Consider the following 26,905-nt stretch of genomic DNA (forward strand, 5'->3'; position numbering starts at 1 on the left):
AGTATCACCGGGCGGCAGGGCGGGGGCACGTCCGGAGGCTCGGTGCGGTGCCGGCTCAGCGCATCGGCAGCGCGCGACGACCGCGCGGCCCGTAGGCGGGCAGGTGCCCGAGGTGCGCGGCCGCGAGCAGCACGAGCACGCGCTGGCGGTGCCCCTGCCAGGGCGCGAGCAGGTGCAGCATGCCCGCGTCGTCGGTCCGGCGCCCGGTCAGGGCCCAGCCGACGAGGTGCGGCAGGTGGGCGTCGCCGACCTGCACGGCGTCGGGGTCGCCCAGCGCGCGGGCGGTCACCTCCGCGGCGGTCCACGGGCCGATGCCCGGCACGGTGCGCAGGCGGCGCGCGAGCTCGGCGGGTGCGAGGTCCGCGCGGAACGCGTGCGCGACCGCGGCGGCACGGCGCACGGTGTCCGACCGCTGCGCGTCGACGCCGGCCGCGCGCCACTCCCACACGGGGAGCGACCCCCAGACCGGCGGGGGCGGCGCGACGTGCAGGCGCGCGGGCGCGGGTCCGGGTGCGGGCGTGCCGTGCCGCACGACGAGCCGGCGCCACGACGCCATCGCGTCGAGGCCGACGACCCGCTGCTCCAGCACCGCCGTCACCACAGCCGCCCACACGTCACCGCCGCGCGCGAGGCGCAGACCGGCGTACGTGCGGTGCGCGCGCGCGACGACCGGGTGCAGCGCCGCGGCGAACCCCGTCGGGTCGTCGCGCAGCCCCAGCAGGCCGGGGACGTCGGCGAGCACCTCCTCGGCTGCCGGGCCCCACGCGTCGGCGCGCACGCCCCCGGCCGCGGGGCGCAGCCGCAGCGTCGCGGGCCCGTCCCCGCGCCGGGTCGCGTGCCACACCTCGCCGGGGGACGAGTCCCAGGTCGGGTCACCCGCGCCTCGCCGCAGCCGGCCGAGCGTGCGGCGCACGTCGAGGCCGGGCGGGCAGGCGACGACGACGTGGGCGTCGCCCGTCGCGACGTCCGTGCTCGTGCGCGGCGGACCGGTGCTCGTGGTCACCGGACCAGCATGCACCCGCGCGTCCGGCCCTCCGCGACGCGGAGGTGGTCCCACGGCGTCACGGGTACGCGACGTGGTCGGCGCGACCCGTGAGCGCGGCGAGGACGATCTCGTTGCCGTCGAGGTCGCGCACGTGGGCGTACCGGCCCTGGTCGTCCGCAGCGGTGTGGTGCGGGGGCGCACCCAGCGCCGTGCAGCGCTCCACGGTCGCGTCCAGATCCTCCGGGCCGAGGTAGAGGACGAGGAACGGGCCGGTGCCACCCTGCCGCCCGACCGGGTCCCCGGGCCCGGCCGGACGCACCCAGAGCCCTGCGTCGGTCAGCCCGCCCGGCCCGACGTGCAGCAGGGGGAAGTCGCCGAAACGGCCCTCGAACAAGGTGACGAACCCGAACGCGTCCCGGTAGAAGGCCGCGGCGGCGGCGAGGTCGCTGGTCAGGAGCGTGGCGCGACCGAAGGTGATCATGCGCTGAACCTAGGGGGCGCCACCGACACCGCCCCGACGCCGCTGCTCCGGTGCCCGCGTCTCAGTGCCCGCGCAGCTGCTCGATCGCGCGCCGGTCACGCTTGGTCGGGCGGCCCGCGCCGCGGTCGCGCTGCCCGGCCACGGCCACCTGCGTGCGCGGCGGCGGGACGGGGGAGCGGTCGAGGTAGGACGCCTGGGCGACCTCGGCCGACACGCGCTTGACGAGCAGGCGCTGCACGACGACCAGCCGCTCCCGCGCACCGCCGCGCACCTGCACCTCGTCACCGGGGACCACCTGGGTGGCGGGCTTGGCGCGCTCGCCGTTGACGCGCACGTGGCCCGCGCGGCACGCCGCGCCGGCGGCGGACCGGGTGGGGAACAGGCGGACGGCCCACGTCCACGCGTCGACGCGCACCCGTCCCTGCGGCTCGGCCACCGCGCACCTCCGTCCGGGACCTGCGAGCGCCGGTCCTGGACGCCAGCCTGCCACGCGCAGGCGGGTCGGACGGTGAAACGCTTCGACGGTCCCGTCGCACGAGGCACACCGCCACGCTCGTCGGCGGGTGCCACCGGTGCCCGCCGCGGGCCTGGCCCGTGGGGTCCGTCGTCGAAGGAGCCGGTCGCATGACCCACCACCCGCTGCGCCGCGTCGGTGCGGTGCTGCTCGGCCTCGCCCTGCTCGTCCTCGCCGGCGCCCTGGCCACCGCTCCGGGCGCTGCGGCGGCCGATCCCGTGCGCGTCATGGCCCTCGGCGACTCGATCACCGGCTCGCCCGGCTGCTGGCGCGCCCTGCTGCACCGCGACCTGACCGCCGCCGGGTACCAGGTCGACATGGTCGGCACGCTCCCGGCGCAGGGCTGCGGGATCACCCACGACGGCGACAACGAGGGCCACGGCGGCGCGCTGGTCACGAACGTCACCGCGTCCGGCGAGACGGCCGCGTGGTTCGCCGCGACCCGTCCCCAGGTCGTCCTCATGCACTTCGCGACGAACGACGTGTGGAGCGGCCGCAGCAACGCCCAGATCCTCGACGCGTGGACGACGGTGGTGCGGCAGCTGCGTGCGGTCGACCCGCACGTGGTCGTCGTGGCCGCGCAGATCATCCCCGTGGCCCCGCCCACCTGCGCCGACTGCCCCGCGCGCACCGCGTCGTTGAACGCCGCCGTCCCCGGGTGGGCCGCGGCGACCTCGACGGCCGCGTCGCCCGTCCTCGTCGTCGACCACGCGACGGGCTGGGACCCGGCCCGCGACACGTCGGACGGGGTGCACCCGAACGACGCGGGCACCGCACGCATGGCCGCGACGTGGCTCCCGGCCGCGGAGCGCGCCCTCGCGCTCGTCGGCGGTGCGACCCCGACGGTCTCGCCGACGCCGACGGTCTCGCCGACCCCGACCCCGAGCCCGACGCCCACGTCGACCCCCGGTCCGACGCCCACCTCGACCCCGCCCCCCGGCGGCGCGTCCTGCACGGCCGTCTACACGGTCGCGAGCCAGTGGCCGGGCGGGTTCGTCGCCACCGTGCGGGTCACGAGCGGCCCCTCGCCGGTCACGGGCTGGGCCGTGCGCGTCGACCTGCCGGACGGTCGGGTCGCGAACGCATGGAGCAGCACGGTGTCGGGCACCGCGCCCGTCACGTTCACGCCGGCCGCCTGGAACAGCGCGCTCGGGGCCGGTGCGTCGACGGAGCTCGGGTTCCAGGGCACCGGCAGCCCGACGCCGGGGACGGTCACCTGCACGGCCCGCTGACGGGCCGGGACGCGCGGCGACCCGCGGACCGCGCGGCTCACCGTCACCGGTCGCCGCGCCGTCCGCGGGTCCAGGGTCTCAGCCCCGCAGCTCGAGGTACTTCTCGATGAGCGCGCGCGTCGAGGGGTCCTGCGCGGCGAGCGCCGCGGTGTCGCCCTGCACGGCGGGCGCGATCTCCATCGCGAGCTTCTTGCCGAGCTCGACGCCCCACTGGTCGAACGAGTCGATGCCCCACACGACGCCCTGCGTGAACGTGATGTGCTCGTAGAGCGCGATGAGCTGGCCGACGACCGACGGGGTCAGCGCGGGCGCCAGGATCGACGTCGTCGGCCGGTTCCCCGAGAAGACGCGTGCCGGCACGATCTCCTCGGGCGTCCCCTCGGCGCGCACCTCGTCGGCGGTCTTGCCGAACGCCAGCGCCTTGGTCTGGGCGAAGAAGTTGGCCAGGAACAGCGCGTGCACGTCCGTGCCGCCGTCGCTCAGCGGGTACGCGGGGGTGGCGACGGCGATGAAGTCGGCCGGGACCAGCCGCGTGCCCTGGTGGATGAGCTGGTAGAACGCGTGCTGGCCGTTGGTGCCGGGCTCGCCCCAGAACACCTCGCCGGTCTGCGTCGTGACGGGCGTGCCGTCCCAGTGCACCGACTTGCCGTTCGACTCCATCGTCAGCTGCTGCAGGTACGCCGGGAACCGGTGCAGCTGCTGCGCGTAGGGCAGCACGGCGTGGGTGTGCGCCCCCAGGAAGTTGACGTACCAGATGTTGAGCAGACCCATGAGGAACGGCACGTTGCGCGCGACGGGCGTGGTGCGCGCGTGCTCGTCGACGGCGTGGAAGCCGTCGAGCAGCTCACCGAACGCGTCGGGGCCGATCGCGATCGCCAGGGACGTGCCGATCGCGGAGTCGACCGAGTAGCGCCCCCCGACCCAGTCCCAGAAGCCGAACGCGTTGGCCGGGTCGATGCCGAAGTCGGCGACCTTGTCCAGCGCGGTCGACACCGCGACGAAGTGCTGCGCGACGGCGTCGCGGCGGGCCTCGTCGGTGTCGGCGATGTGCCCGCCGGCGAGCAGGGAGTCCCACAGCCACTGCCGCGCGAGGCGGGCGTTGGTCAGCGTCTCGAGCGTCGTGAAGGTCTTGGACGCGACGATGAACAGCGTCGTCGTCGGGTCGAGGTCCTGGGTCTTCTGAGCGAGGTCGGTCGGGTCGATGTTGGAGACGAACCGCACCTCGAGCTCGGGGGCGACGTACGGCTCGAGCGCCTCGTAGACCATGACCGGGCCGAGGTCGGACCCGCCGATGCCGATGTTGACGACCGTGCGCACGGCCTCGCCGGTCACACCGGTCCACTCGCCCGAGCGCACCTTCTCGGCGAACTCGGCCACCTCGCCCAGGACGGCCTGCACGTCGTCGTCGACGTGCTGACCGTCGACCACGAGAGGGGGCTCCGCGTCGGCGGGACGACGCAGCGCGGTGTGCAGCACCGCGCGGTCCTCGGTGACGTTGATGTGCTCCCCGCGCAGCATCGCCTCGAAGCGGTCGGTGAGGTGGACGTCGTCGGCGAGGCGCGCCAGCAGGGCGAGCGTCTCGTCGGTCACGAGGTTCTTCGACAGGTCGACCGTCAGGTCCGCGACCTGCAGCGTCAGGCGCTGCGCCCGCTCGGGGTCCTCGGCGAACCAGGTGCGCAGGTCGGGGCGCAGCGTGCTCTCGTGCTCCGAGAGCGCCTGCCAGGCGCTCGTGGTCGTCGGGTCGATGGGCGGCGTCGGCACGTGGGTCTCCCTGGGGTTCTGGCGAGGTCTCCCGCCCACCGTAGGGCCGCCGGGGTGCTGCCCGCACGGGACGTCCGACGACGGCGGCTACCGTGGGGCGCATGTCCCGCATCCCTGTCGCAGCGGTGTCGGCCGTCGGCCTCGTGCTCGCCTTCGCGCTCGCGCAGGGCACCGGCGTGCGGTGGCTGGGCGGCCTCGTGCTGCTCGCCACGGCCGCGTGGTGCCTGGTGGTCGCAGTCCCGCGGACCGGGTGGTGGCGTCCGCTCGGCGTGCTCGCCGTCGGGGTGGTGGTGTTCGCCGGTTCGCACGTCGCGACGGACGTGGTCGGACCGTGGCCCGCCGTGCTGACGGCCGCGGCCGTGCTCGGTGCGACGGGCTGGTGGCTCGTCGACCGGGCACGGCCGCGGGTGCGTGCGGGCGTCAGCGGTACGTGATGCTCGAGCTGCTGTAGCCGCAGGCGCTGGACGGGCCGGAGCCGATCTTGGACGGCTCGCCCGACGTGACGCCGCGGTACTCCTCGCAGATCACGATCTTGCGGGACGAGTCGTTCAGGATCGTCACGCCCGAGATCGTGGCCTTGTCGCCGTAGTTGGAGTTGATCCCCACGAGCGACTTGCCCGGTGCGGTGACCTGCACGTTCTCGATGACGACGGTGCGTGCGTACTGCTTGGAGCAGTTGCCGCACGAGCGGTAGAGCTTGCCGAAGTCGGAGACCTGGAAGTTCTTGACGACGAACTTGCCCGGCCCGTTGTGCTGGAACACCTTGTCCGACGCGGACCTCGCGCCGCCGCCGTCGACGGTCATGACCTGCGAGGTCGACGAGCCCTTGAGGGTCGCGGCGTCCTCGCCGACGTCCTCCCACCAGACGTTCTCCAGCGTGCAGGTACCGGTGCAGTGCACGCCGTCGCCGGCACCGGTGCCGATGATGACGTTCTTGAGCACCGCGCCGTCGGAGAGCTGGAAGATCGGCGGCTGGGACTCGTCCTGGTCGCCCGAGGAGATGCCGTAGTACCGCACGAGGCGTCCGTCGAGCGTGCCGCTCACCTGGATGGTCGACGACACCTTCTGCTGCCCGGACGCCGAGGGCCACGACCCGAAGCCGCCGGACGGCGGGGACGTCGTGGGCGACGAGGTCGGCTGGGCGGTGGGGGTGGCGCCTGCTCCGACCTTCACGAGCTGCCACTGCTGGTTGTACTGGTTGTTGTCGGTGAGCTGCGTGATCGTGGCCCCGTCGACGGTGGAGCGGTCGGTGACGGTCAGCAGCTTGCCGGAGTGGCGGTTGTGCAGCCGGACGTACGCGCCGCTCGCGGAGTCGACGAGCTTGAACTGCTGGTTGTACCCGTTGAGGTCGGTGTACTGGCGGAACTCGCCGCCGTCGGACGTCGACCACCCCCACAGGTCGACGACCTTGCCGGAGTGCCGGGCCTTGAGCCGGTAGTACCCCGAGCCGGAGTCGACGAACTGCCACTGCTGCCACTGCCCGTCGTTGCGGGACCACTGCTGGAGGACCGCGCCGTCGGCGGTCGACGTGCCGGCGACGTCGAGGACCTTGCCGGACTGGCGGTTCACGAGGACGTACCACGCGCTGGTGTCGACGCTCGCGGCGGACGCGCTGACGGCCGTGGCGAGGCCGAGCGTGCCGCCGAGGGCGAGCGCGAGAGCGGCGGCGAGCGCGACGCGGAACGGGCGTCGTGCCACCGGATGTCTAGGGGACATGTTCCTGCCTCTCGAGGATGAAAGCGCTTGCCCGCGCAGACAACCACGCGGCGGGCGAGTGGTGAACCCCTCGCGGCGTGGTGAAACGTTGAAGTCGTGGGAACCGCACGGACGCGGCGGCGGCAGGGGCCGACGCGCTGCCGGGAGTCGGCTGCGAGGATGCCCGCATGCGTGACCGTCTCGTGTGCTGCGGCCTGACGACCCTCGACGTGACGCAGGTGCTCGACCGCCTGCCTGCGCCCGACGAGAAGGTCGTCGCCGACGGCCTGGACGTGACGTTCGGTGGCCCCGCGGCCAACGCGGCGGCCGTCGCGGCGGGCCTGGGGGTGCCGACGACGCTGGTGACCGCGCTCGGCACGGGCGCGCTCGCCGACGTCGCGCGCGCGGGGCTCGCGGCTGCGGGCGTCGACGTCGTCGACCTGGCGCCCGACGCGGCCGGCGTGCTGCCGGTCTCGACCGTGCTCGTCACGCGCGCGACGGGGGAGCGTGCCGTCGTCTCCGTCAACGGCACGGGCGCGCCGCACCTCGCCCGGCCCGACGTCGCCCTCCTCCGCGGCGCCGGTGCGCTGCTCGTGGACGGGCACCACCCCGCGGCCGGGCTCGCGCTCGCCGCCGCGGCCCGTGCGGCCGGTGTCCCGGTGCTCCTGGACGGCGGCAGCTGGAAGCCGTCGACCGCCGAGCTGCTCGCGGCGGTCGACCTCGCCGTCCTCTCGGCCGACTTCGCCGTGCCCGGGTGGCCGCAGGAGCCCGCCCCCGGTGCCGAGGACCCCGTGGACGGCCTGCTCGACGCGGTCGCGGCGTTCGGTCCGGGGTTCGTCGCGCGCAGCGCCGGGCCCGGGCCGGTGCGGGTGCGTCGTGCGGCGGGGGAGGGGGGCCCGGCACGCACGTCGCTGCGGCCGGCCGCCGTCCCCGCGGGAGGCGTCGTCGACACGCTCGGTGCGGGCGACGTGCTGCACGGCGCGATGGCGGCGGCGCTCGCGCGCGGGGCGGACCCGCTCGACGCACTGGCGGAGGGCATGCGCTGCGCGACGGAGTCGGTGCAGCACGCGGGTGCTCGCGGCTGGCTCGCGGGGGGCGCCGTCGCCACCTCGTGACGCGCGGCGCACGGGCGTGTGAACGCGCGGTCACGATGTGATCACGGTCACGTCCGGGCATTGACCGCGATTAGTAAGGAAGGTCTACTAACAAACATGCCCCCGACGACGAGGTCGGCCCCCGGCCGCACCGCGAGCCCCGTGCAGCGCCAGCTGCGACCGACCGCCAAGGTGCTGCCCGAGCACGCCCGGGCCCACAACCGCTCACTCGTCCTGGGCCACCTGTTCCACGAGGGGCCGTCGTCCCGAGCCGACGTCGCGCGCAGCACGGGCCTGACACGCGTCACCGTCTCCGACCTCGTCGCCGCGCTGCTCGCCGAAGGGCTCGTCGCCGAGCTGGGCGTGCGCGCCGAGGGCAAGGTCGGCAAGCCCGCCACCCTCGTCGGGCTGCGCTCGGCCGACCACCACGTCGTCGTCCTCGACCTCACGGACGACGAGACCGTCCACGGCGCGGTCATGACCCTGGTGGGGGAGGTCGTCACGCGTGCGCACGTCCCCGGCGGCGGCGCGACCGGCGCCGACGCGGTCACGCTCGTCGAGGACCTGTGCCGCCGGCTCGTCGACGGGGCTGCCAGGCCGGTCATCGGCGTGGGCATCTCCTCGCCCGGCGTCATCGACGACGCGGGGCGCGTCGTCGAGGCGCCCAACCGGGGCTGGTACGACGTCCCGCTCGCCGCGCGGCTGACCGCGACGCTCGGCGTCCCCGTGCACGTCGCCAACGACGCCAACACCCGCGCGCTGGGGGAGTACACGTACGGCGGCGCCGACGCGAGCGCCATGATCGTCACCGTCGGGCAGGGCGTCGGCGCGGGCATGCTCGTCGACGGCGCCCTCGTGCGCGGGCGCGGGCACGCCGCCGGCGAGATCGGGCACGTCACCGTCGTCGACGACGACACCCCTGGCGAGACCCCCCAGCGGTGCGCGTGCGGGCGCGCCGGCTGCCTCGAGACCGTGCTCAGCGCGCCGGCCCTGCGCCGCCGCACCGCAGGTCTGTCCCCGCAGGACGCCGACGCCGCGCTGGCGTCGGTCGGACGGATGCTGGGCCGCACGCTCGCACCCGTCGTCAGCGCCCTCAACCTCGCCGAGGTCCTGCTCTCCGGCCCCCCGGAGCTGCTCGACGGACCCCTGCGGGACGCGGCGACCACCACTCTCCGCGACCGGACGATGCCCGTCGTCGGGCACGACCTGCGGTTGCGGATGGCAGCCCTCGACGAGGACGCGGCGCTCGCAGGCGCCGCCGTGCTCGTCCTGTCCGGTCAGCTCGGGATCACGTGACGGTCCCGAGCGCCGGGGCCGGCTCGGGTCACGTGACGACTCGAGCCGACCGTCCAGCAGGTCGGTAGCACCACCCACCGGCGACGTCGTGGTGACGATCGCCTCGCACACGGGAGGAACCCCAACGTGAAGATCCTACGTTTCGGCGCCGTCGGTCTGGCGGCAGCCCTCGTGCTCACGGCGTGCTCCGGAGGGGGCGGCACCGGTGACGGCAGCACCGACGCCGGCCCGGGCGGGACGGACGGTGCGCAGATCCGCGTCTGGCTCGTCGGGACCGACACCCCCGACGAGGCGCGCGAGTACCTCACGACGACGTTCGAGGAGGAGAACCCCGGCTCGACGCTCACCATCGAGGAGCAGTCCTGGACCGGCCTCGTCGACAAGCTGACGACCGCGCTGTCCTCCTCCGACTCGCCCGACGTCGTGGAGGTCGGCAACACGCAGGCCGCGACGTTCACGTCGGCCGGGTACTTCGCACCGCTGGACGACATCGCCGAGGACCTCGGCGGCGACGACCTGCTGCCCGGCTTCGTCAAGGCGGGCACCTGGGAGGACACGTTCTACGCGGCCCCGTACTACGCGGGCTCGCGTATCGTGTTCTACAGCGACCAGATCCTGGGCGGGGCGGCGCTGCCCACGACGCTCGAGGAGTACGTCGAGACCGCCAAGTCGCTGAAGACCGCCGACCACTCCGGGGTCTGGTTCCCCGGGCAGGACTGGTACAACGCGCTGCCGTTCGTCTGGGAGAACGGCGGCTTCATCGCCGAGCCCGGCGACGACGGCACGTGGGAGGCCGGGTTCTCCTCCGAGGGCGGCATCAAGGGCCTCGAGCAGGTCCAGGACCTCATGGTCAACGCCTCCAACGCGCCCAAGGACGGCGACGAGTCCGAGCTGCAGGTCCCGTTCTGCGCCGGGCAGACGACGTTCCTGTCCGCCCCGAACTGGATCCGGTGGTCCATCCAGGCCCCGGCCGACGCCGAGGCGCCCGGGTGCGCCGACACGTTCGGTGCCGACCTGCACGCCTTCCCGCTGCCCGGTGCGACCGCGGGTGAGACCGCGAAGGTCTTCGCCGGCGGCTCGAACGTCGCGGTCGCGACGAAGTCGCAGAACGTCGACCTGGCGAAGAAGGCCCTGACGATCCTGCTGTCCGACGAGTACCAGACGATCCTCGCCGAGAACTCGATGATCCCGGCCAAGAAGTCGCTCGTCTCGGCCCTGCCGGACGACGAGTTCACGCTCGCGTCCGCCACCGCGGCGGCCAACGCCGAGCTGACCCCGGCGACCCCGAAGTGGGGCGACGTCGAGGCGCAGAAGGTCATCCAGGACGCCCTCGTGCAGATCGCGCAGGGCGGTGACGTCGAGACGATCGCGACCGAGCTCGACGCGCAGATCGAGTCCATCCTCAACGGCTGACCCGGCGTCACCGGTCGGGTCCGCGCCTCGCGTGCGGGCCCGACCGGGTCACCGCAGGAGGGACCCCCATGAGCTCCACCGTGCTGCGGCCCGCGCCGCCCGGCGCCGCGCCGCCGCCCCGCGCCACCCGCGCGTTCACCCCCGCGCGGCTCTTGCCCTGGGTGCTGCTGGCCCCCAGCCTGGCCGTGCTCGTCGTCGTCACCGGCTACCCGCTGGTCCGCATGCTCTGGCTGTCGGTGCACGAGTACGAGCGCGCCCAGCTGCTCGGCGTGCCGGCGCCGTTCGTGGGCCTCGACAACTACGTCGCGACGCTGACCGACGAACGGTTCTGGGCCGTCACGGCCCGCAGCTTCGTCTTCATGCTCGTGTGCGTCGTCGCGACCATCACGGTCGGCACGCTCGTGGCCCTGCTGCTCATGCGGCTCGGCCGGGTGATGCGCCTCGTGCTGTCGGTCGCGCTGCTGCTGGCCTGGGCGATGCCGCCGCTGGCCGCGATGCTCGTGTGGGGCTGGATCTTCGACACCCAGTACGGCGTCGTCAACCACCTGCTGACGTCGGTGACGGGCGAGAGCTGGATGGGTCACTCATGGCTCATCTCACCGCTGTCCTTCTTCGCGGTCGCGGCCCTGGTCATCGTGTGGGGGGCGATCCCGTTCGTGGCGTTCACGCTCTACGCGGGCTTCACGCAGGTGCCCGGCGAGGTGCTCGAGGCCGCACAGCTCGACGGTGCCGGCGCCCGGCGGCGGTTCCTCGACGTGCAGGTCCCGTACGTACGGACCATCTACGTCGTGCTGATCGTGCTGTCGATGATCTGGGACCTGAAGGTCTTCACGCAGATCTTCGTCCTGCAGGGCATCGGTGGCGTGACGTCCGAGACGAGCACGCTCGGCGTCTACATCTACGAGATGGGCATGGCCCAGGGCCACTACGGGGCCGCGAGCGCCATCGCCGTCGTCTTCACCGTCCTCATGCTCGCCATCTCCGCGTACTACGTGCGTGTGACGGTCAAGGAGGAGCAGCTGTGAGCCTCGCACCCGCCGGCACGGTGCCGGTCGTCGCACCCGCGCCACCGGCCGCGGGCGTGGTCCGCCGCCGCCGCCCGGCCCGCCGCCGGGCCGCGTCCGTCGGCTGGGGCGTGGTCGCCGCGCTGCTCGCCGCGGCCTTCGCGTTCCCGGTCTACTGGATGGTCAACACGTCCTTCCTGCCGACCAACCTCATCATCGGGCCCGAGCTGCACCTGTGGCCGGACGAGCCGACGCTGCGCAACTACGACACCGCGATGTTCCGCCAGGAGCGCTCGCCGTTCGTGCCCGCGCTGGGCAACTCGCTGCAGGTGACGTTCCTCGTGCTCGTCGCCGCGATGGTCCTGGCGTTCTTCGCGTCGCTGGCCGTCACGCGCTTCCGGTTCCGGGGGCGGGCGGCGTTCGTGCTGTCGATCCTGGTGATCCAGATGGTCCCGGGCGAGGCGATGATGATCTCGGTGTTCCAGATGGTCGACTCCTGGCGGCTGCTGAACACCGTGGTCGCGCTCGGCGTCGTGTACCTCGCGGGCGTCCTGCCCTTCACCATCTGGACGTTGCGCGGCTTCGTCAACGGCGTGCCCGTCGAGCTCGAGGAGGCCGCGATGATCGACGGGTGCTCGCGTCCCCGGGCGTTCTGGAGGGTGACGTTCCCGCTGCTCGCGCCCGGCCTGGTGGCGACCGGCGTGTTCGCGTTCCTGCAGGCGTGGAACGAGTTCATGATGGCGTTGATCATCATGACCCGGCCCGAGTCCATGACGCTGCCCGTGTGGCTGCGCACGTTCCAGCAGGCCACCAAGTCGACCGACTGGGGAGCGCTCATGGCGGGCTCCGTGCTCGTCGCGGTCCCGGTCGTCGTCTTCTTCCTCGTCGTGCAGGGGCGCATGACCGGAGGGTTGGTGTCCGGGGCGGTCAAGGGCTGAGTCATGGACGCCACGACCCTGGGGGGGAACCCTGTCGTGCCCACCGCCCACGTGCCCCGGCCCGGCTGGACCGTCGGCGTCGACATCGGCGGCACCAAGGTGCTCGCCGTGCTGCTCGACCCCGACGGGCGGGTCGCGCGCACGCACCGCGCCACCACGGCCCGCGGCCCGGACGGCCTCGTCGAGGCGGTGACGACGTCCGTGCACGCGCTGGTCGACGCGCACGGCGTCCCGGTCGACGCCCTCGTCGGCACGGGCATCGGGGTCCCCGGTGTCGTCGACCCCGTCACGGGGACCGTCGAGCACGCGGTCAACGTCGGAGTCACGCACCCGTTCCCCCTCGCGGCGGCCGCGGCGGCCGCTCTGGGGGCCGGCGCGCGCGTGCGCGTCGAGAACGACCTCAACGTCGCGGTGCTCGGCGCCGCGCACACCGTCGCACCCCGCTCCACGCGCGACCTCGCGTTCCTCGCGCTCGGGACCGGCGTCGCGGCGGGGCTGCTGCTCGACGGCACGCTGCGCCGTGGCTCGCACCGCGCCGCGGGGGAGGTGGGGCACCTCACGCTCGTGCCCGACGGTCTGCCCTGCAAGTGCGGGCAGCGCGGGTGCGTCGAGCAGTACGCGTCGGGCAGCGCGCTCGACGCCGCGTGGCCGTCGCCCGACGGCCGGCCCGCACCGCTCGCGCTCTTCGAGGCGGCCGACGCCGGCGACGCGCGTGCCGTGGCCGTGCGCGACCGGTTCCTGTGGGCGGTCGCCGGTGCTGTCCGGATCCTCGTGCTGACCTGCGACGTCGACCACGTCGTCATCGGGGGTGGCGTGAGCGGGCTGGGGGAGCCGCTGCTCGCGGGCGTGCGCGCCCAGCTGGCGCGCGAGGCCGCGGCGTCGCCGTTCCTCGCGTCGTTGGCCCTGGCGGAGCGGGTGCACCTCGCGCCGCGCGACGTCCCGGTCGGGGCCGTCGGGGCCGCGCTCGCGGGACGAGAGGAGAGCGTCTGATGGAGGTCGTCATCGCACCCGCCCCCGAGCTGGCGCGCCTCGCCGCGGACGCGGTCGAGCGGCTGCTGACGGCACGGCCCGACGGCGTCCTGGGGCTCGCGACCGGGTCGAGCCCGCTGGCCGTGTACGACGAGCTCGCACGCCGGCACGCCGAGCACGGCCTGTCGTTCGCTCGGGCGCGGGCGTTCCTGCTCGACGAGTACGTCGGCCTGCCCGCGGACCACCCGCAGCGGTACCGCAACGTCATCGACGCCGAGCTGGTCGCGCGCGTCGACCTGCCGCCCGGGTCCGTGCACGGCCCCGACGGCCTCGCGGCGGACCTGCCGGGCGCGTGCGCCGCGTACGAGCGGGCGATCGCCGACGCCGGGGGCGTGGACCTGCAGCTGCTGGGCATCGGCACTGACGGCCACGTCGCGTTCAACGAGCCCGGCTCGTCGCTCGGGTCCCGCACGCGCATCAAGACCCTGACGCGTCGGACGCGCGAGGACAACGCCCGGTTCTTCGACGGTGACGTCGACGCGGTGCCGACGCACTGCCTCACGCAGGGGCTCGCGACGATCATGGCGGCGCGGCACCTGGTGCTGCTCGCACACGGGCGCGGCAAGGCGCAGGCCGTCCACCAGCTCGTCGAGGGCCCGGTCAGCGCGCTGTGGCCCGCCACGGTCCTGCAGCTGCACCCCCACGTGACGGTCCTCGTCGACGACGCCGCCGCGAGCCGCCTGCAGCTCGCCGACCACTACCGCGAGACCTACGCCGCGAAGCCCACCTGGCAACCCCTCTGACCCGCTCCTCCGCCGAGCTCAGCACTCGTTCGCCGAGCGCGGTACTCGTTCGCCGAGCGCGGTACTCGTTCGTCCCGCGCTCGACGGCGGAGTACCGCGCTCGGGGGTGGGGGCGGTCAGGTGAGGAGCGCGCCGCGGACCAGGTCGACGGTCTCGTCCGGCGTCAGGCCCGCCGCGCGGGCGGCCCGCACGTAGGCCGCCGCGGCGTCGCGGGCGGTGACGTGCGCGGGGGCGGCGTCGTCGGCGACGACCGTGCCGCTGCGCCGCCGCGTCACGACGACGCCCGCCAGCTCGAGCTCGCGGAACGCCCGCGCGACGGTGCCGGGGGCGACGCCCAGGTCGGTGGCCAGCGCCCGGATGGTCGGCAGCCGGTCGCCCGGGCGCAGCCGCCCGGCGGCGACGTGCGCGACGACCTGGGTGCGGACCTGCTCGTACACCGGGACGCCGGACGTCACGTCGACCTCGACGTGGACGCTCACACGCGCACCAGGGCCGTCGCGCCCGGTGCCGTCTCGCGGGCAGCGCGCGCGAGGGCGCTGCCCGTGACGACGAACGTCGCGGCGAGGACGGCCGGGGCCGCGGCGAGGCCGCAGACGCCGAGGGTGTGCAGCACGCGGTCGGTCGTCTCGACCCACCCGCCGCCGACGTCGTACCCGGACGTCGCCGCCGCGCGCAACGAGTTGCCGGTGACGAGCAGGACGCCCGCGAGCGTGCCGCCGACCACGAGCTGGACGGCCGCGAGGACGCGTCGCGCACCGGCGCGTCGCAGCCGGGCGTCGTCGGCCGTCGACACCTGGGCGACCGCCGGGCGCGAGGCGATGAGGTGCAGCGTCACTGCTGCCGCCACGAGCAGCACGACGACGGCGACGGCGATCGGGACGCCGTAGGGCGCGCCGGGGTACGGGCCGGCACCCGAGGTGCTGCTCTCGTGCTGCACCGTCACCGAGCGACCGTCGTCGGGGTCGGCCGTCAGGCCGGTCCCGAGCAGGACGAGCAGCAGCGCCGCCGACCAGGCCAGGGCGAGGGCGGCCGCACCGTGGGGGGCCACGTCGCGGACGGTGCGTCGCGTCAGGGACGCGCGGCGGACGGACGCGGCGGGACGCGGCCAGGTGCGCTCGCCCACGGCCGCCACGAGGAGCGCGACGACGCCGGCGACCGCCGGTGCGCACGCGAGCACGATGCCCTGGTCGGGCCCGAACGGGATCGTCTGCGGCAGCGTCAGCGCGACGAGGACCAGCGCGGCCCACGACAGCCCGGCGACGAGTGCGGCGTGACGACGGGCACGCGCGTACGCGTCGGGCGACGTCTCGACGTCCGGGCCCGTGCCGGTCGGTGTGCGCGCCGTGGCGACGGTCGTGACGATCGCCGCGAGCGCCGCGATCGGCAGCAGCACGAGGGGGAGGAGCAGCAGGCGCACGTCAGGTCTCCGATCCCCGGATCAATGTATCGATACTTTGACACAAGATGACCGACGGCGGAAGAGCCGGTGCGGTGGTGCCGCCCACCCGGGACGTCGGACCCTCGACGTACGATGGCGCCATGAGTGAGCCGACCCCGCCGACCGGACCCGACGACCCGTTCGGACCGCAGGGAGGCACCTCGGTCCTCGAGCGCGCCGAGACCACGGAGCAGGTCGAGCCGGGGGACCACGAGCGATTCGCGCACTACGTGCGCAAGGAGAAGATCATGGAGTCCGCGATGACCGGCAAGCCGGTCATCGCCCTCTGCGGCAAGGTCTGGGTGCCCGGGCGGGACCCGAACAAGTTCCCCGTGTGCCCGATCTGCAAAGAGGTCTACGACGGTCTGCGCGAGCCGCAGGACGGTGACGGCGACTCCGGTGGCGGCGGCGGACGCGGCTTCTTCGGCTTCGGCCGCGGCAAGGGCTCCGGCTCCGGCGCGGGCGGCGCGTGAGCGGGGCCCGCCGCTCGACAGCCCCTGTCCACACCCCCCAGCACCCCTCGACGTCGGCAGCGCAGCAGCTGCCGCCGGCGTTCCCCGCGCGAGCCCCCTGGGGTGCGGCCGGGAGCCTGAGGGCGTGGCAGGCGCAGGCCATCGAGCTGTACCGCGAGCGCTCACCGCGCGACTTCCTCGCCGTCGCGACCCCGGGCGCCGGCAAGACGACGTTCGCGCTGCGGATCGCCACCGAGCTGCTCGAGTCGCGTGCCGTGCGCCGCGTCACCGTGGTGGCGCCCACCGAGCACCTCAAGAAGCAGTGGGCGGACGCCGCCGCGCGCGTCGGCATCCGCCTCGACCCGCAGTTCTCCAACGCGCAGGGGCGGCACGGCGCCGGGTACGACGGCGTCGCGGTGACGTACGCGCAGGTGGCGAGCAAGCCGGCGCTGCACGCGGCCCGCACGACGGCCGAGCGCACGCTCGTCATCCTCGACGAGGTGCACCACGGCGGTGACGCGCTGTCCTGGGGCGACGCGGTGCGCGAGGCGTTCGAGGGCGCGACGCGCCGCCTCGCGCTCACCGGCACGCCGTTCCGGTCCGACACCGCGGCGATCCCGTTCGTGACCTACGCTCCGGACGCCCACGGCATCCGGCGCTCCGTCGCGGACTTCACCTACGCGTACGGGGACGCGCTGCGCGACCACGTCGTGCGGCCCGTGATCTTCCTCTCGTACTCCGGGTCGATGCGGTGGCGCACCAAGGCGGGCGACGAGGTCGCGGCACGCCTGGGCGAGCCGCTGACCAAGGACATGACGTCGCAGGCGTGGCGCACCGCGCTCGACCCGAACGGCGAGTGGATCCCCTCCGTGCTCGCGGCGGCCGACCGTCGCCTCACCGAGGTCCGGCGCACCGTGCCGGACGCGGGGGCGATGGTCATCGCGACCGACCAGACCGACGCGCGGGCGTACGCGGGGCACCTCGCACGGCTCACGGGGCAGTCGCCGACGATCGTGCTGTCCGACGACACCGGCGCGAGCGACCGCATCGAGCAGTTCGCGGCCGACGACTCGCGGTGGCTGGTGGCGGTCCGGATGGTGTCCGAGGGGGTCGACGTCCCGCGGCTGGCCGTGGGGGTCTACGCGACCAGCACGGCGACGCCGCTGTTCTTCGCCCAGGCCGTCGGCCGCTTCGTGCGGGCACGCCGGCGCGGCGAGACCGCGTCGGTGTTCCTGCCGAGCGTGCCGCAGCTGCTCGAGCTCGCCGCGACCCTGGAGATCGAGCGCGACCACGCGCTCGACAAGCCGACGAACGGCTCGGAGGACCCCGAGGGCGACCTGCTCGCGCTGGCGGAGCGCGAGCAGAACGGCGCGGACGCCGTCGGCTCCGACGGCGTGGCGGGGACGTTCGAGGCGCTGGAGGCCCAGGCCTCGTTCGACCGCGTGCTGTTCGACGGCGGCGAGTTCGGCACGGGTGCCGAGGTGGGCTCCGACGAGGAGCTCGACTTCCTCGGGCTGCCGGGTCTGCTGGACGCGGACCAGGTGACGACGCTGCTGCGGCAGCGGCAGGCGGACCAGCAGGGTGCGCGCCGCGCGCGGCGCACGGTGGAGCCCGAGGTGATGGACCACCGCAAGCAGGCCGAGCTGCGCAAGGAGCTCGCCCAGCTCGTCGGCGCGTGGGCGCGGCGCAGCGGGCAGCCGCACGCGACCGTCCACGCCGAGCTGCGCCGTCGCTGCGGCGGTCCCGAGGTCGCGCTGGCGGCCCCGGACCAGCTGGAGGCGCGCATCGCGATGCTCCGCGGGTGGTTCGTCGGCAAGCGCTGAGCCCTCCGGCACCCCGCGCCCCTCATCCTCATCTCAACATATGGACAATGAGATTTCGATGAGAGTGCAGGTCAGCGCGCTGGACGCGTGCCCACATAGCAGCGCCTCTTGACGACGCAAGTCGACCGTTCGGCGTGCCGAGCGCGACGGTGACTGCCACGCTCTTCCCGTGGCAAACCGGCCCGGGCATCCCCGGCGCCGCACTCGGAGCCTGGCGGCAGACCTCGCCGCCGGCATTCGCACGAAAGAGGTGTTCACATGCCGTCCTGGCTCATCCTCATCCTCGTCGGTGTCGTCCTCGTCGTCCTCGGCGTCGCGACCAACATCGGACAGTTCCTCATCTGGATCGGCGTCATCGTGCTGGTCGTGAGCCTGATCCTCGGCCTCGTCGGCCGTGGGCGCGGTCGAGCACGGATCTGACGATCTGACGACCCCCTGACGGGCGGCCGGCACCCCCCCCGCCGGTTGCCCCACGAACGGGCCGGGACGCCATGCGTCCCGGCCCGTTCCGTGCGTCCGGGGCAGCCCGGACGGGTGCGGCCGGGTCGTCGGGCCGTCGGGCCGTCAGGCCAGCGGGAGCTCGACCGTGGGCACTGCCGCCTCGTCGGCCGACAGCCGCCGCGCCCCGCGGGGCAGCTCGTCACGTGACGCCGCGTGCCGCGCGGTCGCCGCCCGCACCCCCTCGGCTGCCGTCAGGCCCGGCATCACCTCGCCGTCGACCACGAGCGGCACGTGCAGCGCACGCAGCCCGTCCTCGGTGGTGTGGTGGCGGTGCCGCGTCCAGCGGGCGACCTCGTCGTCCGACCCGACCACCAGCACCTCCTCGACCGCCCTGCCGTCCGCGCCCAGCCGCCGCGCGGCCCCCTTGCGGCCACCGACGCTGGTCTTCGAGCGCGACGCCTTCGCGACCGGCTCCATCGCCCCCGACGCGCCCTCGCGGGCCACGAGCTTGTAGACCATGCCGCACGTGGGGGCACCCGACCCCGTCACGAGCGACGTCCCCACGCCGTACGAGTCGACAGGTGCGACCGCGAGCGCCGCGATCGCGTACTCGTCGAGGTCGCTCGTGACGACGATCTGCGTGTCGTGGGCGCCCGCGGCGTCGAGCTGGGCACGGACCTCCTGGGCCTGCACGGCCAGGTCGCCCGAGTCCAGCCGCACGGCACCGAGCGCCGTGCCTGCCGCGGCCAGCGCGCGCTCGACGCCGCGCCGGACGTCGTACGTGTCGACCAGGAGCGTCGTGCCCGCGCCCTGCGAGCGCACCTGCGAGGCGAAGGCCGCCTCCTCGTCGTCGTGCAGCAGCGTGAACGCGTGCGCGGCGGTCCCGATCGTGGCGAGCCCGTAGCGGCGTCCCGCCTCGAGGTTCGACGTCCCGGCGAAGCCGGCGACCACCGCGGCGCGTGCGGCGGCCACGGCGGCGTCCTCGTGCGCCCGGCGCGCGCCCATCTCCAGGCACGGCCGGCCGACGGCCGCGCTCGTCATCCGGGACGCCGCCGACGCGACCGCCGAGTCGTAGTTGAGGACCGACAGCACGAGCGTCTCGAGCAGCACCGCCTCGGCGAACGTCCCCTCGACGACCAGCACGGGCGACTGCGGGAAGAACACCTCGCCCTCGGCGTACCCGACCACGTCACCGGTGAACCGGTACCCCGCGAGGTACTCGAGCGTGGCGTCGTCGACGACGTGCGCGTCGGCGAGCCAGTCGAGCTCGGGTGTCCCGAAGCGGAACGCGGCGAGCTGCTCGAGCACCCGCCCCGTGCCGGCCAGCACGCCGTAGCGACGGCCGGGCGGCAGGCGGCGCGTGAACACCTCGAACACGCACCGTCGGTGCGCGGTGCCGTCGGCCAGCGCCGCCTGGAGCATCGTCAGCTCGTACCGGTCCGTCAGCAGCGCCGTGCTGCCGGAGCCGACCGCAGCGACGGCCGGGGTGGTCGGGGTCGGCGCGACCGCGCGCGTGTGCGTCATGGCGTCAACGTAGACGCACCGGGGTCGGTGGGGCATCCGTCGGCTCGCGCCGTCGCACCTACAGTGGTCGTCGTGCCTGCGACGACCGCCCCCGAGAAGCGCGCCGAGGTGGACGAGGCGACGTCCACGGCCGATGCGTGGGTGACGATCGTCTGGAACGACCCGGTCAACCTCATGACGTACGTCACGTACGTGTTCCAGACGTACTTCGGCTACACCCGCGACAAGGCCGAGCTCCTCATGCGCCAGGTCCACGAGGCGGGCCGTGCCGTCGTGTCGACCGGTAACCGCGAGGCGATGGAGGTCGACGTGCAGGCCATGCACTCCTACGGGCTGTGGGCGACGCTGCAGCGCGGGGGGCAGTGATGCACGCGTTCCGCAGGCAGAAGGGGAGGTACGTCGCGCGGCTCGACGCCGGTGAGCGCGCGGTCGTCGCGTCCGTCGTGGCCGACGTCGCCGAGCTGCTCGGCGCCGGGCGCTTCGAGGACGCGCCCGCGCCCGGCCCCGCGACGTCCGCCGGCCCGGGCGCGCCCGACGGGTGGACGGTGCGCACGGCGCCGGTGCCGCCGCCGCAGGACCCCGCGGTGCGTCGCCTGCTGCCCGACGCGTCGCGCGACGACCCCGAGGTCGCCCGGGAGTTCCGACGTCTCACGGAGGACGACCTGCGGACCCGCAAGATCGCGCGGCTCCGCCACCTGTGGACCCTCCTCGTGGACGGCGAGCCGGGCTGGCCGGAGCACGCGCTCGTCGTCGCGCCGCAGGCCGCGGACGACGTCGCGGCCACCCTGACGGACCTGCGCCTCGTGCTCGGGGAGCGTCTCGACCTGCGCACGGACGCCGACTCCGAAGCCCTGTACGACGGGCTGGGCGACGACGACGAGGACGACGTGCGCGCGTACCTCGCCTCGGTGTACGGGGCGCTGTCGTGGCTGCAGGAGTCGCTGCTGGCTGTGATGCTCGCCGCACCGGAGGGCCCCGGCAGGAGCCGCGGGCGCTCCGACGGCTAGTCTCGGTCGCGTGAGCGACGCCCCGATCGGTATCTTCGACTCCGGCGTCGGAGGACTCACGGTGGCCCGGTCGATCCTCGACCAGCTCCCGCACGAGTCCACCCTGTACATCGGCGACACGCTCAACGGACCGTACGGGCCCAAGCCGCTCGCCGCGGTGCGCGCGCACGCGCTCGAGATCATGGACGACCTCGTCGACGCGGGCGTCAAGATGCTCGTCATCGCGTGCAACAGCGCGTCGGCCGCGGTGCTGCGCGACGCGCGCGAGCGGTACACGCTGCGACGTGGCCTGCCCGTCGTCGAGGTCGTGCTGCCCGCCGCACGCCGGGCGGTGGCCGCGACCCGCAACGGGCGCATCGGCGTCATCGGCACCCGCGCCACGATCGACTCCCGGGCCTACGACGACGCGTTCGCCGTCGCGGGGGTCGAGCTCACCTCGCGCGCGTGCCCGCGCTTCGTCGAGCTGGTCGAGGCCGGTGTGACGTCCGGGCCGGACGCGCTGGCGACCGCCCACGAGTACCTGGACCCGGTGCGCGCCGCCGGGGTCGACACCCTCGTCCTCGGCTGCACGCACTACCCGCTGCTCACGGGCGTCATCTCCTACGTCATGGGGGACGAGGTCACGCTCGTGTCGAGCGCCGAGGAGACCGCCAAGGACGTGTACCGCACGCTCGTGGCGCACGACCTCGAGCGCGACCCCGCGGCGGGCCCCGCGACCCACCGGTTCCTCGCGACGGGGGACCCGACGGGCTTCGCGACGCTCGCACGCCGCTTCCTGGGGCCGGAGGTCGAGGCGGTCGAGCCGCGGGGGGCGCTGCGATGAGGCTGGTCGTGCTGGGCTGCGCGGGGTCGTTCCCGGGGCCGGACGCCGCGGCGTCGGCGTACCTCGTGCAGGCCGAGGACGGCGAGGGGCGCACGTGGTCCGCGCTGCTCGACCTGGGCAACGGCGCACTGGGCGCGCTGCAGCGCTGGGGCGACCCGGCGGCGCTCGACGTCGTCGCGCTGTCGCACCTGCACGCCGACCACGTCGCCGACATGGCGGTGCTCGGCGTGTACCGCCGGTACCGGCCGTCGGGGGCGCTGCCGCCCGTCGCGGTGCACGGGCCGGAGGGCACGGCGGAGCGGCTCGCGCACCTGTCCGGCAAGGACCCGGCGACCGACACCACCGAGCAGTTCGACGTCCGGACGTGGCAGGTCGGTGTGCCCGTGCACGTCGGGCCGCTGACGCTCGAGGCCGTGCCCGTGGAGCACCCGGTGCCGGCCTTCGGCATCCGGGTCGGCGGGCCGTCGCAGGACGACCCTGCGCGGCGGGTGACGCTCGCGTACAGCGGTGACACCGACGCCTGCGCCGGCCTGGACGACCTGGCCACCGACGTCGACCTGCTGCTCGCCGAGGCGGCGTTCGTCGAGGGCCGGGACGACCACGTCCGCGGCGTGCACCTCACCGGCCGGCGCGCGGGTGCGGCTGCCGCGCGCGGCGGGGCACGCAGCCTGGTGCTCACGCACGTGCCGGCGTGGAACGACCCCCAGGCCGCGCTGGCCGAGGCCCGCGCGGTCTACGACGGCCCGCTGACGCTCGCCACCCCCGGCGCCACGTACCACCTCTGACACCCCCTCTCGTCGAGCGCGGTAGACGACCGCCGAGCGCGGGAGAAACGAGTACCGCGCTCGGTGGTCGTCTACCGCGCTCGGGGGAGAGGTGTGGACGGTGCGAGCGGGGCGCCCGGCGGGCGTGCGAGCGTGCGCCGCATGGACGGTGAGCGGGGTGGGGGGCAGCCCGGCGGCGGGCCGCGGGTGACGGGCGACGGTGGCGGCGTGAAGCCGGGTGGCGAGGCGGGCGCGTCCGTCGTGCACGTCCACGCGGCTGCGCGCGGTGTGCTGGCCGCGCCGGCGCTGATGCAGCGGCGCGCGGCGTCGGGGCAGGTCGTCCGTGTACGACGGGGGACGTACGTCGGCGCGGACGAGTGGCAGGGCCTCGACGAGCGCGCGCGGGAGGTCGTCCGGGTCCGCGCGGTGCACGCCGCTGCCGCGCGGGCGCCCGTCTTCTCCCACTGGTCGGCCGCGGCCGTGCTCGGGCTGCCCGTCATCGGACGCCGCGACGCCGGGGTCCACGTGGTGCGGGCCCCTGCCGGCGGAGGGCGGTCGCACGGGGACGTCGTCCGGCACGCCGCCCGGGGTGACGTCGCGGTGGCGGTGCGCGACGGGATCACCGTCACCTCGGCGGCCCGGACGGTCGTCGACCTCGCCCGGGTGGGGGGCGTCGTCGCGGGGGTCGTCGCCGGTGACGCCGCCGTGCGGCACGGGTGGGCGAGCCTCGACGAGCTGCGGCGCGAGGTCGAGCGTGGCGGCACCGGGCGGGGCGTCCGCGCGGCACGCGCGGCCGTCGACCTCGTCGACGGGCGGTCGGAGTCGCCGGGTGAGTCCCTGAGCCGGGTCCGCATGGCGCAGTGGGGTCTCCCGGCGCCCGTGCTGCAGCACGAGGTCCGCGCCCGGCACGGGTTCGTCGGGTGGGTGGACTTCTGGTGGCCGGAGCTCGGCGTGGCCGGGGAGTTCGACGGTCGCGTGAAGTACGGCACCGACGCGGCGGACGTCCTGTGGGAGGAGAAGCTGCGTGAGGACAGGCTCCGCGCATCGGGCCTCGGTGTCGCCCGCTGGACCTGGTCCGACGCGTGGGCCGGCGACCCGATGGTGGCGCGACTGCGCACCGCAGGCGTCCGCTGACCACGTCACCCGCCCCCCGCCACCCGCCGCCGAGCGCGGTACAAGGCGACCGAGCGCGGGGGAAACGAGTACCGCGCTCGGCGGTCGTGTACCGCGCTCGGCGTCTCGTGGGGCGCTCGGCGGGCGTGGGCCGGTTCGGAGGAGGGGTGGGGGCGCACGTAGGGTCGTGGGCATGGTGAACGGGAGCGGGTCGGGTGCAGGCGTCGGTGCGGTCGGCGGGGCCGGGGCAGGTGCGGGGGCGGTGACGCGCACGGACGGGCGACGTCCCGACGAGCTGCGGCCGGTGACCATCACGCGCCGGTTCCTGGACGCGGGCGAGGGCTCCGTGCTCGTGGAGTTCGGCGGGACGAAGGTGCTGTGCGTCGCCTCGTTCACCGAGGGCGTGCCGCGCTGGCGCAAGGGCTCGGGCGAGGGCTGGGTCACCGCCGAGTACGCGATGCTGCCGCGCGCCACGAACAGCCGGTCGGACCGGGAGTCGGTGCGTGGCAAGGTGGGTGGGCGCACGCACGAGATCTCCCGGCTGATCGGGCGCTCGCTGCGCGCCGTCATCGACGTCGCCGCCCTGGGCGAGAACACGATCGTCCTGGACTGCGACGTGCTGCAGGCCGACGGCGGCACGCGGACCGCCGCCATCACCGGTGCGTACGTGGCGCTCGCCGACGCGGTCGCCTGGGCCACGTCCCAGCGGCTCGTCAAGCCGGGGCGTCAGGTGCTGCGCGACTCGGTCGCCGCCGTGAGCGTCGGGATCGTCGACGGCGTGCCGGTCCTGGACCTGCCGTACACCGAGGACGTGCGCGCCGAGACGGACATGAACGTCGTCACCACCGGGTCCGGCACGTTCGTGGAGGTGCAGGGGACCGCGGAGCACGCGCCGTTCGACCGCGCGGAGCTCGACGCGCTCCTCGACCTCGCCCTGGCCGGCACCTCCCGCCTCGCGGCGTTGCAGGCGGCCGTCCTGGCCGCCCCGGCCGGCGACGGCACGGCGACGCGCTCGACCGCCGCTGTCGACGTCCCGGTCGCCCCGTGACGTCGCCGGTCGTCGTGCCGGCGGGCGCGCGCCTCGTCCTGGCGACGCACAACGCGCACAAGGTCGCCGAGCTGCGGGCCATCCTCGCCCCCGAGCTGCCCGGTCTCGACCCCGCCGCCGTGCTGGGCGCGCGCGACGTGGGCGCGCCCGAGCCGGTCGAGGACGGCCTGACCTTCGAGGAGAACGCGCTGATCAAGGCGCGTGCCCTCGCCGCGGCGACGGGCCTGCCCGCGGTCGCGGACGACTCGGGGCTGAGCGTCGACGTCCTGGGCGGCGCTCCCGGGATCTTCTCCGCACGGTGGGCCGGGCGGCACGGCGACGACGTCGCCAACCTGCGGCTGCTGCTCGCGCAGCTGTCGGACATCGCGCCCGCGCACCGGGGTGCGCGCTTCGTGTGCGCGGCGGCGCTCGTGCTGCCCGACGGCACCGAGCACGTCGAGGTGGGCACCCTCGAGGGCACCCTCGCGTCGGCGCCGCGCGGGGAGAACGGCTTCGGTTACGACCCCGTGCTCGTTCCCGTGGGCGGCACGCGGACGTGCGCGGAGCTCTCCCCGGAGGAGAAGAACGCGATCAGCCACCGCGGGCAGGCGTTCCGCGCTCTCGTGCCGCACGTCGTGGCGGCGCTGCGGGCATGAGCGCGGCGACCCGGCCCGGCGACGTGCAGCTCGTCGCCGAGGCCGTGACGTTCGGCTACCCCGGCCGTCCGGTGCTGGACCGTCTCGACCTCACGGTCAGCCCCGGGGACCGCATCGGCCTGGTCGGGGAGAACGGCGCCGGCAAGTCCACGCTGCTCGGCGTGCTGGCCGGTCGGCTCCACCCGCAGGCGGGGCACGTGAGCCGGCACGGCACGCTCGCGGTCGTCGAGCAGGACCTGGCGGTGGGCGAGGACGACACGATCGGCACGCTCGTGGACGCGACGGCCGCGGCCACGCGGGCCGCGGCGGCCGGGCTCCAGGCGGCGATCGACGGCTTCGACCACGACGGGGGCGACGTCACGGCCCTGTCCGCCGCGATCGCGCACTACGAGCACCTCGCGGCGTGGGACGTGGACCGGCGCGTCGACGAGGGCCTGTCCCGGCTGCACGCGCCGCGCGACCGCGACCGGCGGCTCGCCGAGCTGTCCGTGGGGGAGCGGTACCGGGTGCGCCTGGCCTGCCGGCTCGCCGAGCGTGCCGACCTGCTGCTGCTCGACGAGCCCACCAACCACCTCGACGCCGGCGGCGTCGACCACCTGACGGCGCAGCTGCGGGCGTGGACGGGAGGCCTGGTCATCGTCACGCACGACCGCCGCCTGCTCGACGACGTCATGACCGCGATCCTCGACATGGACCCGTCGATGGACGGCCGCCCCGTGCTCTACGGCGCGGCGCGCTACGCGGACTACCGGTTCGCCCGTGACCAGATGCTGCGCCGGTGGCGGGCCCGGTACCGGGCCGAGCGCAAGCGCGCCCAGGTCCTCGCGCAGCGCCTCGACGCGTCGTACGAAGGGCTGTCCGACGAGTGGCGCCCACCGAAGGGCTCGCACGCGCACCGTCGCGCCACGCGGGCCCGCCAGCACGTGAAGGCCGCCGACCGGCTCGTCGAGCGGCTGGAGGCGCAGGCGGTGGACGTCCCCGTGCCGCCGCCGGTCCTGCGGTTCCCGGACCTGCCGTCCGTCCCGCCCGGCTACGCGGGAGGTCCGCTCGTCGAGGTCCGCGCGCCGCGCGTCGCGGGCCGGCTGGACCTGCCCGGGCGTCGGGTCGACGTCATGCCGGCGGGCCGGCTGCTGATCACCGGGCCGAACGGGGCGGGGAAGTCCACGCTGCTGGCGGCGCTGGTGGGGACCGTGGGCCTGGACCGCGGCGCCCGGACCCTGGCCGACGGCGTCCGGCTGGGCGTCCTGGCCCAGGAGGGGCCGGGCGAGCGCACGGCCGCCCCCGGCGGCACGTCGCCCACGGCGTTCGACGCGTACGCGCGCCACGCGCTGGACCTGCTCGACGCGGGCGCCCTGGACCCCGACGCGCTCGTGCCCGTGGCGGCGCTGGGGCTGCTCACCGAGGAGGACCTCGACCGCCCGCTGCGCGAGCTGTCGGTGGGTCAGCGCCGGCGGTTCGACCTCGCGTGCGCGCTGCTCGCCGCGCCCCACGTCCTGGTGCTCGACGAGCCGACGAACCACCTGTCCGTGGGGCTGGTCGACGAGCTCACGGTCGCGCTGCGGGCCACGTCGGCCGCCGTGGTGGTGGCGACGCACGACCGGCAGCTGCGCGCCGACCTCGCGGACTGGCCGCATCTCGACCTGGGCGCGTGA

General features: G+C 75.0%; 28 protein-coding genes. 20 read left to right on the forward strand and 8 right to left on the reverse strand.

Annotation, left to right across the window (positions count from 1 at the left end; all coding sequences use genetic code 11):
* Positions 1–55: 55 nt before the first annotated feature.
* From NP075_RS06580 to NP075_RS06590, 3 genes are all read right to left on the reverse strand, one after another.
* Complete coding sequence (locus tag NP075_RS06580) at positions 56–1,003, reverse strand: DNA-3-methyladenine glycosylase family protein (RefSeq protein ID WP_227564450.1); 948 nt, start codon at positions 1,001–1,003, stop codon at positions 56–58.
* Between the two features lie 58 nt (positions 1,004–1,061).
* The gene (locus NP075_RS06585) at positions 1,062–1,466 is read right to left on the reverse strand and encodes a VOC family protein (RefSeq protein ID WP_227564449.1); all 405 of its coding nucleotides are present in this window, start codon (positions 1,464–1,466) and stop codon (positions 1,062–1,064) included.
* A gap of 61 nt (positions 1,467–1,527) precedes the next feature.
* A complete protein-coding gene (locus NP075_RS06590) occupies positions 1,528–1,902 on the reverse strand; it encodes an RNA-binding S4 domain-containing protein (RefSeq protein ID WP_227564448.1) in 375 nt (124 codons plus the stop codon).
* A gap of 188 nt (positions 1,903–2,090) precedes the next feature.
* On the opposite strand from NP075_RS06590, the gene NP075_RS06595 reads away from it, so the two are divergent.
* A complete protein-coding gene (locus tag NP075_RS06595) occupies positions 2,091–3,212 on the forward strand; it encodes a cellulose binding domain-containing protein (RefSeq protein ID WP_227564447.1) in 1,122 nt (373 codons plus the stop codon).
* Between the two features lie 78 nt (positions 3,213–3,290).
* On the opposite strand, the gene pgi is transcribed toward NP075_RS06595, so the two are convergent.
* The gene (gene pgi, locus NP075_RS06600; RefSeq protein WP_227564446.1) at positions 3,291–4,973 is read right to left on the reverse strand and encodes a glucose-6-phosphate isomerase; all 1,683 of its coding nucleotides are present in this window, start codon (positions 4,971–4,973) and stop codon (positions 3,291–3,293) included.
* A gap of 101 nt (positions 4,974–5,074) precedes the next feature.
* Here pgi and NP075_RS06605 point away from each other — a divergent pair, with 101 nt between their 5' ends.
* Complete coding sequence (locus NP075_RS06605) at positions 5,075–5,407, forward strand: hypothetical protein (RefSeq protein ID WP_227564445.1); 333 nt, start codon at positions 5,075–5,077, stop codon at positions 5,405–5,407.
* Here the strand turns inward: NP075_RS06605 and NP075_RS06610 are convergent.
* Positions 5,394–6,671 carry a pectate lyase gene (locus tag NP075_RS06610; RefSeq protein WP_227564444.1) on the reverse strand — a complete coding sequence of 426 codons (1,278 nt, stop codon included), beginning with the start codon at positions 6,669–6,671 and terminating at the stop codon, positions 5,394–5,396. The genes NP075_RS06605 and NP075_RS06610 overlap by 14 nt on opposite strands.
* A gap of 185 nt (positions 6,672–6,856) precedes the next feature.
* Between NP075_RS06610 and NP075_RS06615 the strand changes: the two genes are divergently transcribed.
* From NP075_RS06615 to nagB, 7 genes are all read left to right on the forward strand, one after another.
* Positions 6,857–7,783 carry a PfkB family carbohydrate kinase gene (locus NP075_RS06615; protein ID WP_227564443.1) on the forward strand — a complete coding sequence of 309 codons (927 nt, stop codon included), beginning with the start codon at positions 6,857–6,859 and terminating at the stop codon, positions 7,781–7,783.
* A gap of 96 nt (positions 7,784–7,879) precedes the next feature.
* Complete coding sequence (locus NP075_RS06620; protein ID WP_227564442.1) at positions 7,880–9,058, forward strand: ROK family transcriptional regulator; 1,179 nt, start codon at positions 7,880–7,882, stop codon at positions 9,056–9,058.
* A gap of 126 nt (positions 9,059–9,184) precedes the next feature.
* The gene (locus tag NP075_RS06625) at positions 9,185–10,471 is read left to right on the forward strand and encodes an extracellular solute-binding protein (RefSeq protein WP_227564441.1); all 1,287 of its coding nucleotides are present in this window, start codon (positions 9,185–9,187) and stop codon (positions 10,469–10,471) included.
* 68 nt (positions 10,472–10,539) lie between these two features.
* Positions 10,540–11,496, forward strand: a complete 957-nt coding sequence (locus NP075_RS06630; protein WP_227564440.1) for a carbohydrate ABC transporter permease — start codon at positions 10,540–10,542, stop codon at positions 11,494–11,496.
* Positions 11,493–12,413, forward strand: coding sequence for a carbohydrate ABC transporter permease (locus tag NP075_RS06635; RefSeq protein ID WP_372456711.1), 921 nt, complete (start codon positions 11,493–11,495; stop codon positions 12,411–12,413). The genes NP075_RS06630 and NP075_RS06635 overlap by 4 nt, the downstream gene beginning before the upstream one ends.
* A 3-nt stretch (positions 12,414–12,416) precedes the next feature.
* Entirely contained in the window at positions 12,417–13,403 is a 987-nt protein-coding gene (locus NP075_RS06640; protein WP_227564439.1) for an ROK family protein, read from the forward strand.
* A complete protein-coding gene (nagB, locus tag NP075_RS06645; protein ID WP_227564438.1) occupies positions 13,403–14,185 on the forward strand; it encodes a glucosamine-6-phosphate deaminase in 783 nt (260 codons plus the stop codon). The genes NP075_RS06640 and nagB overlap by 1 nt, the downstream gene beginning before the upstream one ends.
* Positions 14,186–14,301: 116 nt before the next feature.
* Here nagB and NP075_RS06650 read toward each other — a convergent pair whose 3' ends face one another.
* Positions 14,302–14,664, reverse strand: a complete 363-nt coding sequence (locus NP075_RS06650; RefSeq protein ID WP_227564437.1) for a GntR family transcriptional regulator — start codon at positions 14,662–14,664, stop codon at positions 14,302–14,304.
* Positions 14,661–15,602 (reverse strand): hypothetical protein, encoded by a 942-nt coding sequence (locus NP075_RS06655; protein ID WP_227564436.1) that lies wholly within the window; start codon positions 15,600–15,602, stop codon positions 14,661–14,663. The genes NP075_RS06650 and NP075_RS06655 overlap by 4 nt, the downstream gene beginning before the upstream one ends.
* 122 nt (positions 15,603–15,724) lie before the next feature.
* Between NP075_RS06655 and NP075_RS06660 the strand changes: the two genes are divergently transcribed.
* From NP075_RS06660 to NP075_RS06670, 3 genes are all read left to right on the forward strand, one after another.
* Complete coding sequence (locus NP075_RS06660) at positions 15,725–16,096, forward strand: DUF3039 domain-containing protein (protein WP_227564435.1); 372 nt, start codon at positions 15,725–15,727, stop codon at positions 16,094–16,096.
* Entirely contained in the window at positions 16,093–17,898 is a 1,806-nt protein-coding gene (locus NP075_RS06665; RefSeq protein WP_227564434.1) for a DEAD/DEAH box helicase, read from the forward strand. Before NP075_RS06660 ends, NP075_RS06665 begins: the two co-directional genes overlap by 4 nt.
* A gap of 258 nt (positions 17,899–18,156) precedes the next feature.
* A complete protein-coding gene (locus NP075_RS06670; RefSeq protein WP_227564433.1) occupies positions 18,157–18,318 on the forward strand; it encodes a hypothetical protein in 162 nt (53 codons plus the stop codon).
* Between the two features lie 144 nt (positions 18,319–18,462).
* Here NP075_RS06670 and NP075_RS06675 read toward each other — a convergent pair whose 3' ends face one another.
* Positions 18,463–19,863 carry a nicotinate phosphoribosyltransferase gene (locus NP075_RS06675; RefSeq protein WP_227564432.1) on the reverse strand — a complete coding sequence of 467 codons (1,401 nt, stop codon included), beginning with the start codon at positions 19,861–19,863 and terminating at the stop codon, positions 18,463–18,465.
* Between the two features lie 72 nt (positions 19,864–19,935).
* Between NP075_RS06675 and clpS the strand changes: the two genes are divergently transcribed.
* From clpS to NP075_RS06715, 8 genes are all read left to right on the forward strand, one after another.
* Positions 19,936–20,229 carry an ATP-dependent Clp protease adapter ClpS gene (gene clpS, locus NP075_RS06680; RefSeq protein ID WP_227564431.1) on the forward strand — a complete coding sequence of 98 codons (294 nt, stop codon included), beginning with the start codon at positions 19,936–19,938 and terminating at the stop codon, positions 20,227–20,229.
* On the forward strand, positions 20,229–20,870 hold the full coding sequence (locus NP075_RS06685; RefSeq protein ID WP_227564430.1) for a DUF2017 domain-containing protein: 642 nt from the start codon (positions 20,229–20,231) through the stop codon (positions 20,868–20,870). Before clpS ends, NP075_RS06685 begins: the two co-directional genes overlap by 1 nt.
* Before the next feature lie 10 nt (positions 20,871–20,880).
* Positions 20,881–21,693 (forward strand): glutamate racemase, encoded by an 813-nt coding sequence (gene murI, locus NP075_RS06690; protein ID WP_227564429.1) that lies wholly within the window; start codon positions 20,881–20,883, stop codon positions 21,691–21,693.
* Complete coding sequence (locus NP075_RS06695) at positions 21,690–22,478, forward strand: MBL fold metallo-hydrolase (protein ID WP_227564428.1); 789 nt, start codon at positions 21,690–21,692, stop codon at positions 22,476–22,478. The genes murI and NP075_RS06695 overlap by 4 nt, the downstream gene beginning before the upstream one ends.
* A 141-nt stretch (positions 22,479–22,619) precedes the next feature.
* A complete protein-coding gene (locus tag NP075_RS06700; protein ID WP_227564427.1) occupies positions 22,620–23,591 on the forward strand; it encodes a hypothetical protein in 972 nt (323 codons plus the stop codon).
* Between the two features lie 172 nt (positions 23,592–23,763).
* On the forward strand, positions 23,764–24,618 hold the full coding sequence (gene rph, locus NP075_RS06705) for a ribonuclease PH (protein WP_227564426.1): 855 nt from the start codon (positions 23,764–23,766) through the stop codon (positions 24,616–24,618).
* On the forward strand, positions 24,615–25,253 hold the full coding sequence (gene rdgB, locus NP075_RS06710; protein WP_227564425.1) for an RdgB/HAM1 family non-canonical purine NTP pyrophosphatase: 639 nt from the start codon (positions 24,615–24,617) through the stop codon (positions 25,251–25,253). The genes rph and rdgB overlap by 4 nt, the downstream gene beginning before the upstream one ends.
* Positions 25,250–26,905 (forward strand): ABC-F family ATP-binding cassette domain-containing protein, encoded by a 1,656-nt coding sequence (locus tag NP075_RS06715; protein ID WP_227564424.1) that lies wholly within the window; start codon positions 25,250–25,252, stop codon positions 26,903–26,905. Before rdgB ends, NP075_RS06715 begins: the two co-directional genes overlap by 4 nt.

The sequence above is a fragment of the Cellulomonas wangsupingiae genome, assembly GCF_024508275.1.
GTDB classification, from domain to species: Bacteria; Actinomycetota; Actinomycetes; order Actinomycetales; family Cellulomonadaceae; genus Cellulomonas; species Cellulomonas wangsupingiae.